Origin of the sequence: Pseudaquidulcibacter saccharophilus, from assembly GCF_019455445.1 — a bacterium.
Lineage (GTDB): Bacteria > Pseudomonadota > Alphaproteobacteria > Caulobacterales > Aquidulcibacteraceae > Pseudaquidulcibacter > Pseudaquidulcibacter saccharophilus.
Genome location: NZ_JAHWUS010000001.1, coordinates 14996 through 27828, shown reverse-complemented (window position 1 = coordinate 27828; position 12833 = coordinate 14996). Strand labels below are relative to the sequence as shown.

The following is a 12833-nucleotide window of genomic DNA, read 5'->3' as shown; positions in this document are numbered from 1 at the left end:
AGAAAATTCATTATTAGCCGCCCCACGCATTTGCTATATGGGTGAAAAATATCAGGGACAATAATTAATGAGTGCCCATAAACCAGTTTTCTATGACCCTTCGCGCAAACGTTTGCACATCTCATATCTTAGCCTTGGCATAGGCATTTTCATAATTCTTGCAGCAAGCGTGGTTTTTGTAATAACCATTCTTTCGGCGCGGGTTCCCGATGCAATTAAATTGAATTTTGAGCATCCGTCATCGGTTCCAATTTCGCATCAAGTTGGCAAATTTAACCGAACCTTGACCAAAATTGGTAATTGGTTGCCAAAAGAGCAAAAGGGCAAAGCCGCCAATGAACATTTTAATCCGGTGCGTGTTGCGTTCTATGTGCCGTGGGATGACGCAAGTTTTGCCTCGTTAAAGCACCATTATAATGATATTGACTGGCTGGTTGTAGGTTCGGGAACACTATCGCCAACAGATCAAAGCCTTAATGTGGTTAATGACCGTAAGTTAAACGCATTTTTATCGGCACAGCCAAAGAATCCTGCAAAATTATTGATGGTGCAAAATATTGCCAATGATCAATGGGACAAAGATGTTCTGAAAAAGCTTATCGCCAACCCAATGCGGCAGCAAAACCTTTTGAATCAAATTATTCAAACCGCGAAAAACTCATCTTATAGCGGTGTGGTATTTGACTTTGAAAACCTTGATAATGGCGACCACGACAAATATTTGCAATTTTTAAAATCTGCAAAGTCTGTTCTAAATCAAAATAATATTATTGTTACAATAACTGCGCCGGCTGCTGATGCGTCGTGGGATTTCAAAAAATATGCGGCTGTAAGCGATAAAATCTTTTTAATGGCATATGATGAAAATTGGGTTGGCGGCGCGCCAGGGCCAATAGCGTCTCAAGCGTGGTTTGTAAAAAATATAAGCGAAGTTACAGCGAAAATTGGCGCCGATAAAACCATTATTGCCATCGGCAATTATGCTTATGATTGGGCCGATAATGGGCAAAATGCCGAGGCGCTATCGATAGAAGAAGCATGGCTTATTGCCCATGATAGTAGTGCCAAGATTACATTCGACCCCAAAAGCGGCAATAGCTATTTTAACTATCAAGAAAATGGCGTGAACCATACTGTTTGGCTTCTTGATGCCGCAAGTGCATGGAATGAAATGAAGGCGGTGCAGGTTGAAAATACCTATGGCATAGCACTTTGGCGCCTTGGTTCAGAGGACAGTAATTATTGGAAAGCGCAAAGCGCAATCATTACTAACACCCTGCCACAGTTAAATAACCTTAAAACAATTGGTGATGTGGATGTCGAAGGCAATGGGGAGGTGTTTTACATTACCGAAACCCCAAAAGATGGTTTCAGGAACATTATATTTGACCAAAATCAATTAATCAGCAATCAGGATTTTGTAACGCTTCCAACACCATTTGTTGTAAACCGAATTTCTGCTGCCAAGCCAAATATGTTGGCATTAACATTTGATGATGGCCCCGATGCTACATGGACGCCAAAAATTCTTGACGTTTTGAAAAAAGAAGGGGTCAACGCGACCTTTTTTGTAATTGGTGAAAATGCACTTTCGCACCCAAGTCTTTTAAACCGTGTAATTTCCGAAGGAAATGAAATCGGCAACCATTCTTATACCCACCCCAATCTTGCCCGCGATAACCAGCAAGGCACAGAGATTGAGCTAAACACAACCCAGCGCCTAGTCGAGGCATATACAAAACACTCAATGCGTCTATTTCGCGCGCCATATTTTGGTGATGCGGAACCAACAACACCAGACGAATTAATTCCCGCCCTTAATGCGCAAAAACTTGGCTATGTGAATGTTGGTCTGCACGTTGACCCGAACGATTGGAAAACCCCTGGCGTTGATAATATTATCAAGACCACAATCGCTCAAGTAGAGGGTGCGAATTCCGACCGTTCAGAACAAATAATTTTGCTTCACGATAGCGGTGGTAACCGTGAGCAGACTTTAAAAGCACTTCCGGTTATTATTCAAACTCTAAAAGCCAAAGGCTATCAATTTGTTACACTGTCAGAATTTTTGGGTAAACCCAAAGGGTTCACTATGCCTGAAATCAGCGGCAAAGATAGGGCCGCAGTTGATGCCGATGTTGCAATCTTTATTTCAATGGCGGTTTTAAAGGCAATATTGGCATGGCTGTTTGCGATTGCAATCTTCCTTGGAATTGTCAAAGCCCTAAGCATGACTATTTTGGGCGTATGGCAAAAAATAAAGGTTGAAAAATCAACCCCGCCACCAATTAATGCGCAAGAATTTGTTTCGGTTATCATCCCTGCCTATAACGAAGAAATGGTGATTAAAGACGCGATTGAGCGTGTGTTAATGACGCGCAACGCAAGCTTTGAAATAATCATTGCCAATGATGGCTCAAAAGATAATACCGCCAAAATTGTTGAAGAAAATTTCGGAGCCAATCCAAAAGTTACATTATTAAATCTTGAAAATGGTGGCAAAGCCCGCGCCCTTAACAAGGCTATCGAGCTTGCAAAAGGCGATATTATCATTGCCCTTGATGCCGATACCCAATTTGAACCCGACACAATTTCAAAATTGGTGCGTTGGTTTATTGATGAGAAAGTTGGTGCGGTGGCAGGAAATGCCCGCGTGGGTAATGAGGTAAACCTCGTAACCCGTTGGCAGGGTATTGAATATGTTGTGGCACAAAATATTGAACGCCGCGCCCTTGCAAATTTTGACGCGATTACGGTTGTTCCGGGTGCGGTTGGTGCATGGCGTCGTGCGGCACTTGAACAAGCGGGCCTATATCCAGAAAACACCCTTGCCGAAGATCAAGACTTAACCATCGCCATCCAGCGTAATGGCTGGAAAGTTGTCTATGATGATGATGCTGTTGCGTGGACAGAAGCGCCAGAAACCTTTAAGGCGCTTTCAAAACAACGGTTCCGCTGGTCATATGGTACTTTGCAATGTTTGTGGAAACACCGTGGTATATTCTTTGATAATCCAAAGACCCGCCCAAATGGCCTTGCCTTCATTGGTATGACACAAGCATGGGTATTCCAAATTTTCTTTGCGCTAATTTCGCCATTGATTGATTTGGCATTGGTCATAAGTATCATCAATACAATTATCAAAGTGCATCAGCACGGCTTTATGGCGACCCATACCGATTTATTGCGTATGCTTGTCTATTGGTTATGCTTTGTAACGATTGATGTTGGCGGTGGTTTCATTGCCTATTCAATTGAAACCCGTAAAAGTAATTTCCCATGGCTTTTGATGATTATTCAAAAATTCGCCTATCGCCAAATTATGTATATAGTAAGCATCAAAGCAATTTTCACTGCTATTTCTGGTCTTTGGGCCGGTTGGGGGCAGTTAGAAAGAAGCGGACGGGTTAAAGTTTCAGAATAAATAATAATCCCACTTGCACAATATATTAGTGATGACTAATAAGGGCTGAGCGAGTGAGGATTGTTATGAAAAATCTTAAAATTTTAATATTACCCTTTATGGCATTGGTTGCATCATGTGCCGCCGATGAGGCCGTTAAATACGATAAAGCAAAAGTAAGTGCAAAATCGGATATTGTAATCAAACAATATTCATCAAAATTGCAAGCTGCCCTTGGTGCTGCGCTTAAGGCGGGTGGACCTGTGGGTGCGGTTGAAGTTTGCCAACAAGCAGCACCAGCAATTGCCCAAGATGTTTCACAAGAAAATGGCATAAGTATAAAACGGATTAGCCTAAAGGCACGTAATCCAATTGCTATGCCCAATGAGGTTGAAAAGAAATATCTAACCGAATGGGTTGCCGCACCATTAAATGAAGACAAAACCCCAAAAGAAGCGATTTTCACCGCCAAAGAAGATGGCAAAAACTATGTATATTTCATGCGCGCAATTACGCTAAAGGATAAGCCTTGCACAACTTGCCACGGAACAAATATTGACCCTGCATTAAATGCAAAGATTAAAAGCCTTTATCCGCATGACGATGCAACAGGCTTTAAAGAAGGTGATTTGCGCGGTGCATTCTTGGTAAAAATGTCATCCGAAGAAGCAAAATAAGTTTTTTAATCGCACAAAAAAACACCGCCTTTTGGGCGGTGTTTTTGTTTATATGCCGAAATTATGCGGCGCGAACTGCCTGCAAGAATTTATTGATTTCATTGCCCAGAATTCTGGTTTGATCCACCATATTATGCGCGCTTTGTCCGGTTTGCGTTGCGGCTTGTGCCACATCCGCTGAGAACTGGCTAACTTCATTGATATGGGCATCAATTGTGGAAGTTCCGCTTGATGCATTTGCCATATTTTGCGCAATTTCGCGGGTCACTGCGGATTGCTCTTCAACCGCAGAAGAGATTGAGCCTGAAATTCCATCAACCGATTCAATTGTTGTTTTAATCTGGCCAATGGTCTCAATAACTTGTGATGACGCATCTTTGATATTTTGGATATGTTCCGAAATTTCTATTGTTGCCTTTTCGGTTTGTCCGGCAAGTTGTTTAACCTCATTGGCAACAACGGCAAAACCACGACCGGCTTCACCAGCGCGTGCAGATTCAATTGTGGCATTAAGTGCCAACATGTTAATCTGTCCGGCAATAGATTGAATTACGCCTGTAATCTCATCAATTTTGGTGGTTGCCGCATTTAACAATACCGAAGTTTGATCCGCTTTTTGCATTTGTACAACACTGCTAACCATTGTGTCGGTAAAGATTTGGGTTTGCGTAGATATTTCTTGTACAGAGCTTGACATTTCTTCGGTTGCCGATGCCACCATTTGCACATTTTCAGAAGTTTCAGAAGATGCGTGCGCAACGCTGGTTGCGCGGGTTTTTACTTCTTCTGCAAGTGATGTCATATTTTCAAAGGTTTCAAACATAACATCCGCAGCATTATCAACAGATGTAAGAATAGTTCCTGAGCGCGCCTCAAATTCGGAAATTAATTTTTCAAGAGTTTCTTTTTTCTTGATTTCATTTTGCGCATTTTCCATTCTTTGTGCTTCGCTTTGGCGGGCGATATGTAACTTTTCATCAGCATCAGAAATGTTCTTCGCCATATTGCCAAATTCATCACGTCTTGAAACCGGAAGATCTTGGCATCTTTTGCCATGCGAAAGCAGTTCAAGGTTTGCAATAATATTTTTTACTGCGCCAACTGTATCGATTGAGAATAGATAGGCAACAAAGCCAAATATTATCATTGTGAAAAAGATACCAATTGCGATGCGTGAAAATGCAGCTAGTATTTCACGATTTACATCATCAATATAAATACCGGTTCCAACGGTCCAACCCCATTTTTTCAAATCCTGCACATAAGCCATTTTGGCAAAAGACTTTTTAGGATCTGCTGTTGGTTTTGACCATTCATAGCGAATAAAACCACTGCCATCCTTTGCGATAACTTGCGCCATTTCGGTGAAAAGGTGCTTTCCTTTTGGATCTTTTATTTTATTGCCATCGCTGTTGTTTAATTCTGGTTTTATAGGGTGAAGAATAATTTTGGCATTTTTATCCATAATCCAAAAATAATTATTGCCGTCATAACGCAATTTCTGGATTGCTTCTTTTGCCCCTGCTTCGGCTTGTGCTTCGGTAATGGTGCCGGCTTGTTGCTTTGAATAATATTGCTGGACGATATTATCGACCATTTCAACATGTTGTTTTATCAGAATGCTCTTTTCGCGCATCAATGTGTTCTGTGTTTGCGCTAACGACATCATCGCAAGGAACAGCATAACGATTAGAGAAAAGCCTATCATAAGATTAATTTTTGTAGGCATGTTGAAATTTGAGAAAATCGCGCTCAACTTACGCATATACCGTCCCCAGTCCCAGATAAGTTATCTAAATTAGCATTTGCTAAATTAAATGTTCACGCAAAACAGTTACCGACAGGTTAATTAAATTACTACTGGAGGTAAGAAATCGATTGCGGGCATGTAATTTATGCATAAATACTATGAAAATTAGCAACTTATGCCAAAAAATATGGCATTGACATAAAGCAAACAACGCACTTGGCAATTGCGGCGGTATTGGTTAAAGAAGGCTATTCTAAAGGAATAATATTTTGACCGTTTTTTACCATAAAGGCGATTTGCCAGAAGGTATCAATTTTGGCGATTGTGTTGCCATTGATACCGAAACCATGGGGCTTTCCCTAGTTCGTGATCAATTATGTGTTGTTCAGCTTTCGGCGGGTGATGGTAATGCCCATGTTGTGCAGCTTGACCGTAAAAACTATGATTGCCCAAATCTTAAAAAACTGCTTGGCGATGAAAAGATTGAAAAGCTGTTTCACTTTGCGCGCTTTGACGTGGCGATGATAAAAAAATACCTTGGCGTAGAGTGTCGCCCTGTATTTTGTACAAAAATTGCATCAAAACTGGTTCGTACCTATACTGACCGTCACGGTCTAAAAGATTTATTGCGTGAATTGGTTAGCGTTGAATTGAATAAGGCGCAGCAATCTTCAGATTGGGGGCAAGACGAACTTACCGAGGCGCAGCAAAATTATGCTGCTTCTGATGTATTATATTTACATGCCGCCAAGGAAAAATTGGTCATGATGCTAAAACGTCATGAGCGTTTAGAAATTGCAAAATCATGTTTTAATTTTCTCAATACACAGGCAGATATTGATTTGCTTGGTTTTGGAGAAACTGATATATTCTCCCACTAATGACAACCGAAGCCCCTGTATCACCAAAGAATAATGTATTTTCGCTACCGCAATTCACTTTGCGCAATATGCGGATTAATTTGCTGCGTCGTGGCTTATTGCTTGCGGCAGCCATAAGTGCGGGTTTGTTTGGTGGATTCCTTGGGTTGTCACTATTATTGCCAAAGCAAGATTTGCAAAAGCAATTAATTGTTGGCAATGATTTGGTTATTTCCAACCCACGTTTCATTGGGCATTCTGAATCTGGTGGCAAAATAACGATTGTTGCTGAAAAGGCATTACGCTCTATAAATGGTAATGCTGCGGTGGTTTCATTGGTTAATCCGCATGTTACATCTGCATCGGGCGCTGATTTGGTTGCTAAAACCGGTAATTGGAACCAAGAAACCCAAGAGTTAGAGCTTATTGATAATGTGGTATATAAAAACACCAATGGTGATAATTCAACGTCTGATAAAGCGTATTGGATGGCGGACGACCCGCGCACCCATGATGTAAAAGCGCCCGCACCCAAAAATGCAATGAAAAAACCAATGGGCCAGCCATTAATCTGGTTAATGGGTAATGTAAGGCTTTTCCGTGAAAGCGGTGAAAATTTAACCTCGACCTTGGCAATATGGAATGACAAAACGCAAATATTGGATACACAAGGAAGCGTTGTATTAACCTCGGAAGAAAATCGTGTTACTGCAAATAGCATAAAATTCGATAGGCTTGGTAGCCATGCCTATGCAGCGGGTGGCGTTACAGTAACGTCAAAAAATGTTACTGCGCAATCGGAAACGCTTGATTATGATAATAAAACCAAAACTATGTATGGCTTTGGCAATATTGTAATTACTTCAGGCGGAAATTCTGCTAGCGCGAAAAGTTATGAATATAATCTTGATACCAAGCGCGTGGTTCTTAAGGGCCAGGTAAACGGCTTGATGGTGAAGGAAAACTAAAATGGAAGCGATTGATTGCAATGCGGTTAAAAAGAAATTTGCCAATTCCGTATCGGCATTTTTTATAACTGGCCTTGCTGTTTTGGGTTGTCCAATACTTGCTTTTGCACAACAAACCGCCAATGGCCCAATAAGCATAAGCGCCGATAGCGTTGATTTTCAACCGCAGAATAATACAACCGTTATTAGTGGCCATGCCGAAGTTGTAAACAAAGACAAGGTGTTGCGTGCGCCTTCTTTCCGTATCATTAGTGGGGCAGAGGGAACTGCACAGGCTGGTAAAATTCAAAAAGTTTATTCAGATGGCGAAACTTTCCTTGTTTCCCCAACGCAAAAAGTTCGTGCCGATAAGGCATTCTATGATGCGGTAAACAATATCATTATTTTTACCGGCAATGTTATTTTGGTACAGGGGCAAAGCGTTGCCCAAGGCGATGAATTGCGCGTAAATACCATCACCAATCAATCCCAGTTAAAGTCGAGTTCTGGGCGGGTAAAAGCGGTAATGTTCCCTAATGATCAAACCGCCACTAAACCAAAAGCAAAAAAATAATCGGAAATATGATGAATAGCTCTGCGAAAAAAGATAAATCTGGTTTGGTTGCCCGTAATCTGGGCAAGAGCTTTAAGGGGCGTGAGGTGGTTTCCGACGTTTCACTGCGCCTCGATCGCGGTGAAGTTTTGGGGCTTTTGGGGCCGAATGGTGCGGGTAAAACTACGTGCTTTTATATGATTACCGGCCTTATTCAGGCTGACTTTGGTTATATTGAAATCGATGGAACCGATGTTTCCGATTTACCAATGTATGTTCGTGCCCGCCTTGGTCTTGGTTATTTGCCACAAGAGCCATCAATTTTCCGTGGCCTTAGTGTAAAGGACAATATTCTTGCGGTTTTGGAAACCGTTGAAAGCAACGAATCAGTTCGCCAAGACAAAATGGAAGAATTATTGCGCGAATTAAATATCGAACGACTTAAGAATCAGCCCTCACCAACCCTCTCTGGTGGTGAAAGACGGCGATTAGAGATTGCGCGCGCGCTTGCTACCGACCCTAAATATATCCTTTTGGATGAACCTTTTGCCGGTGTTGACCCACTTGCGATTGCCGATATTCGCGCGTTAGTAAATTATTTAAAAGAACGCGGTATTGGTGTTCTTATAACTGATCACAACGTGCGCGAAACTCTGCAAATTGTGGACAGAACTGCAATTATTGCTGAGGGGCGTGTGCTGTTCGAAGGGACATCACAAGAAGTTCTTAACAATGATTTAGTAAGACGATACTATCTTGGAAAAGATTTTTAGTCAGGGGAAGGAATTTTAATTTTTCCTCTGGTTCAAGAGGGAAAATTATATGGCAATTGCCAATAGGTTGGAAATAAAGCAGGGACAGGGTCTGGTAATGACCCCACAATTGCAACAGGCAATTAAAATCCTGCAATTGTCAAACCTTGAGCTGAATGACTATATAAATCAAGAACTTGAACGTAATCCTGCGCTAGAGCGTGAAGAAGAAGAGTTTTCCGAAGAAGCTTCAGACGAATTTGCAAAATCCGATGATGTTACCGAATTGGGTGTTTCCGCCGAAGGCGATGAACCGGGCGCTTCTGATTCTATCGATGCATCATACGAAGATGTTTATAATGATGCGGATATTCCTGCAGCTGAAAGTTATGGTTCGCAAACCGATTGGTCAAGCGCGGGTTCGGGGCGTTCGTATGACGAACTTGATTCTCTCGAATCAACATTGGCGCAGGAAGTAAGTCTGCGCGACCACCTTGAGACACAGGCAAATCTCGCTTTTGAAAATCCACAAGACAAAATGATTGCCGCCTATTTGATAGATTCGATTGATGATGGTGGCTATTTGCGAATTGATGGCGAAGAGGTTGCCCGCAATCTTGGTATTGATGAAGAAAAACTAGAAGACATCATTGCGGTTCTGCAAACCTTTGACCCGATTGGCGTTTGTGCGCGCAATGTGAAGGAATGTCTTGCGGCCCAATTGCACGAGAAAAAGCAATTGGATGAAAAAATGGCGCTTTTGCTTGATAATCTTGATATGCTAGCCAAACATGATTTGCGCTCTTTGTGCCATATTCTTGAGGTAGATGGTGAGGATTTGGCGGGGATGATTGGTAAAATCCGCTCTCTAACCCCAAAACCTGGTGCTTCATTTGGAAGTACCTCTAGCGATGCCATAACACCGGATGTTTTTGTGCGCGAGGCGCCAAATGGTTTGTGGGTTGTCGAATTGAACACTGAAAACTTGCCAAAAGTTTTGGTTAATAATTCATATTGTGAAATGGTTTCACGCCATGCCCGCACCGAAGATGAAAAGTCATATATCACTGAATGCCAAAATGAGGCGAGCTGGCTGGTAAAAAGCCTTGATCAGCGTGCGCGCACAATTTTAAAAGTTGCCCGCGAAATAGTTCGTCAACAAGACGGCTTTTTGACTTATGGTGTGTCGCACTTGCGCCCGCTTGTGCTTAAAGATGTGGCAAATGTGATTGATATGCACGAATCGACTGTAAGTCGCGTTACATCAAATAAATATATTTCGACCCCACGCGGTGTCTTTGAATTAAAATACTTTTTTACAACATCAATTTCTTCTTCATATGGTGGTGAGGCACATTCAAGCGAATCTGTGCGTTATCAAATTAAAACACTTATTGACGAAGAACCGGTTCTTGCCCCATTATCGGATGATGCCATTGTGGATATTCTAAAACAGACCGGTATAGATATTGCCCGCCGGACTGTGGCAAAATACCGCGAAGCAATGCGTATCCCGTCATCTGTAACGAGAAAACGCCAAAAGTCATTCTGATTTGATGCGCTGCAATATGTAATCAAATCTTAAATTTGCCATTTTTGTGTTACAGTTTGAAGAATAACAACAAAAGGAGGCTTATATGACCGAACTACGCACACGTGTTACTGGAAAAAATCTTGATGTTGGTGATGCTCTACGCGGCAAAATCGAAGAAGATTTGAGCAAAGGCATTGCAAAATATGCAAGCTCTCGTGATGGTGAAGCAAACGTCATTATAAGCAAGGAACGACATCTTTACACGGTCGATATTCATCTCCACCTCGATTCGAAGGTCAAAATGGAGGCTAGTGCCGATGCGGATGATCCGCATGCCGCATTTGCCGTTGCCCTTGATAAAATCGAAAAACGGGTAAGAAGAAATAAAAGAAAATTAAAAGACCATCACCCACATGGACAAGCCCCTAGAGAAGTCACTGAATAATGACTTGCGGGAAATAACACTTTAGGCTATTTGGGCGCGCCTGATAATTGTGAATTTCGTTCGTGATTATTGTGCTGGTGCGCCCACTGTATTACAGTGGGTTTTTATAAGTTTTACATAATTGCAAAAATTGTGTGTTTTTCGACCTTTATGTCGGTTCGATTTTGCAAATTATGTGTGAGGATTGCGATGCCTAAATTAGGCGATTTAGTTAATGCGCACAGCGTTTTATATCGTGCAAAGGGTGCAAACCGCCGTGAGGTTTTGAAACGTCTTTGCACGACTGCACACGATGCTTATGGCGTTGACGCCGATGAAGCATTCGAAAATGCAATGAAGCGTGAGGCACTTGGCGGCACCGGCGTTGGCGAAGGTGTTGCGGTTCCGCATGCTCGTATAAAAGGTCTTGCTAAATCGGTTGGTGTTTTTGCTTTGCTTGAAAAGCCTACCGATTTCGAAGGGCCTGATAATATCGCTGCCGATTTGGTATTCCTTATTTTGTCTCCTGAAGATTCGGGCGCAAGCCATCTTAAGGCACTTGCCAAAGTAACCCGCATCATGCGTGAGCCAAAGAACCGTTCTTCTTTGCGTTCGGCACGTTCTGCGGCGGCATTATTGGCGTTATTGACCGATGAAGACGAAAGCTCTCAGGTAGCGTAGCTTCCCACAATTTCCTTTAATTTATTGATTTGGTTTCATAAATAATACGCCAAAAGCGTAATTATATTTATTTGCGTAAACGATTACATAATTTTATTGACAAGATTATTGTAAACGTTTACACAATTTTAAAAATTGGTAACAAACCAAAAAAGCCAATGTTTTAGGCCTAAATAAAAGGGTTGAAACAGCAGGGATGCCGAAAAGGTATACAAAGGGAAACGCAAGGATGAAGGGTGCAACGCTAAAAGATGTTGCCAGAGAGGCTTTGGTCTCTGTCGCGTCTGTGTCACGGGTCATAAATGGCCTTGATAATGTGACCGATGACGTTCGTTCGCGTGTTCTTTCTGCCGCTTCTAAATTAAAATATATTCCACATGGTGGCGCGCGCTCACTTGCCACCAGTCGCAACAATACAATTGGCGTACTTTTACCAGATATTTACGGCGAATTCTTTTCGGAAATTATTCGTGGCATTGATCAAAGTGCCCGTGAATGTGGCCTTCATATTATGGTTTCGGGTTCACATGGTGATTTGAATGAGACGGTTGGCGCAATTCGTTCTATGGCCGGCCGTGTTGATGGTATGCTTGTAATGTTGCCATTTGCCAGCCCAAATAGTTTGCGCGAAATATTGCCGAATGATTTTCCTATTGTTGCAATTTCTAGCCAGCTTAATGATGACAATGGCGGTGTTATATCGGTTGATAATTGTGGTGGCGCTTTAAAGGCGGTTCGTCATTTATATGATGTCGGCTGCAAACGTATTGCCCACATAAGTGGCCCACAATCAAACTTTGAGGCCAATGAGCGTGAAAATGGTTTCTTAAAAGGTTTAGAGACCTGTTTCATAGGTCAAGAACCACTTGTATTTGAGGGCGATTTTACCGAAGAAGCCGGTCGCGCCGCAATTGATGAGTTTTTTAAAAATGGCACCCCGCCAGACGGTATTTTTGCCGCCAATGATATGATGGCGGTGGGTGCGCTTACAAGATTACAGGAAATTGGAATCAAAGTTCCCGATGATGTTGCCATTATCGGCTTTGACGACATTCCGATTACACGTTTCACCAGCCCGACTATTTCGACAATTCGCGTCGGAATATTTGAGGTTGGGAAAAGGGGCTTAAACTATTTGTATTCAATGCTTGAAGACAAAGAGTTTCAAAGCACCGACAAGCGAAGTGGAATTGTCTTTTTACCGGAGTTGATAATTCGTGCTTCTACGCAAAAGGTCCGCAAAGTTTAATAT

The 12833-nt window shown here is 42.1% G+C and carries 11 protein-coding genes; 10 read left to right on the top strand and 1 reads right to left on the bottom strand.

Features of this window, described 5'->3' with window-relative positions:
- The first annotated feature begins 67 nt into the window (after positions 1-67).
- Both KXV15_RS00110 and KXV15_RS00105 read left to right on the top strand, forming a co-directional pair.
- The gene (locus KXV15_RS00110) at positions 68-3424 is read left to right on the top strand and encodes a trifunctional glycoside hydrolase family 18/polysaccharide deacetylase/glycosyltransferase family 2 protein (RefSeq protein ID WP_240006120.1); all 3357 of its coding nucleotides are present in this window, start codon (positions 68-70) and stop codon (positions 3422-3424) included.
- Positions 3425-3489: 65 nt separating this feature from the next.
- The gene (locus KXV15_RS00105; RefSeq protein ID WP_240006119.1) at positions 3490-4080 is read left to right on the top strand and encodes a Tll0287-like domain-containing protein; all 591 of its coding nucleotides are present in this window, start codon (positions 3490-3492) and stop codon (positions 4078-4080) included.
- Between the two features lie 61 nt (positions 4081-4141).
- Here the strand turns inward: KXV15_RS00105 and KXV15_RS00100 are convergent, their stop codons facing one another.
- Positions 4142-5845: a methyl-accepting chemotaxis protein gene (locus KXV15_RS00100; protein ID WP_240006118.1), complete on the bottom strand. Its 1704-nt coding sequence runs from the start codon at positions 5843-5845 to the stop codon at positions 4142-4144.
- Between the two features lie 254 nt (positions 5846-6099).
- On the opposite strand from KXV15_RS00100, the gene KXV15_RS00095 reads away from it, so the two are divergent.
- From KXV15_RS00095 to KXV15_RS00060, 8 genes are all read left to right on the top strand, one after another.
- Positions 6100-6711, top strand: a complete 612-nt coding sequence (locus tag KXV15_RS00095; RefSeq protein WP_240006117.1) for a ribonuclease D — start codon at positions 6100-6102, stop codon at positions 6709-6711.
- The gene (gene lptC, locus KXV15_RS00090) at positions 6711-7658 is read left to right on the top strand and encodes an LPS export ABC transporter periplasmic protein LptC (protein WP_240006116.1); all 948 of its coding nucleotides are present in this window, start codon (positions 6711-6713) and stop codon (positions 7656-7658) included. The genes KXV15_RS00095 and lptC overlap by 1 nt, the downstream gene beginning before the upstream one ends.
- A gap of 1 nt (position 7659) precedes the next feature.
- Complete coding sequence (locus KXV15_RS00085; protein ID WP_240006115.1) at positions 7660-8211, top strand: LptA/OstA family protein; 552 nt, start codon at positions 7660-7662, stop codon at positions 8209-8211.
- A gap of 11 nt (positions 8212-8222) precedes the next feature.
- Positions 8223-8963, top strand: coding sequence for an LPS export ABC transporter ATP-binding protein (gene lptB, locus KXV15_RS00080; protein WP_240006114.1), 741 nt, complete (start codon positions 8223-8225; stop codon positions 8961-8963).
- Between the two features lie 49 nt (positions 8964-9012).
- Entirely contained in the window at positions 9013-10494 is a 1482-nt protein-coding gene (gene rpoN, locus KXV15_RS00075; protein ID WP_240006113.1) for an RNA polymerase factor sigma-54, read from the top strand.
- Between the two features lie 85 nt (positions 10495-10579).
- Positions 10580-10921 (top strand): ribosome hibernation-promoting factor, HPF/YfiA family, encoded by a 342-nt coding sequence (hpf, locus tag KXV15_RS00070; RefSeq protein ID WP_240006112.1) that lies wholly within the window; start codon positions 10580-10582, stop codon positions 10919-10921.
- 189 nt (positions 10922-11110) lie between these two features.
- On the top strand, positions 11111-11581 hold the full coding sequence (locus KXV15_RS00065) for a PTS sugar transporter subunit IIA (protein WP_240006111.1): 471 nt from the start codon (positions 11111-11113) through the stop codon (positions 11579-11581).
- A 229-nt stretch (positions 11582-11810) separates the two neighbouring features.
- On the top strand, positions 11811-12830 hold the full coding sequence (locus KXV15_RS00060) for a LacI family DNA-binding transcriptional regulator (protein ID WP_240006110.1): 1020 nt from the start codon (positions 11811-11813) through the stop codon (positions 12828-12830).
- The last annotated feature ends 3 nt before the right edge of the window (positions 12831-12833 follow it).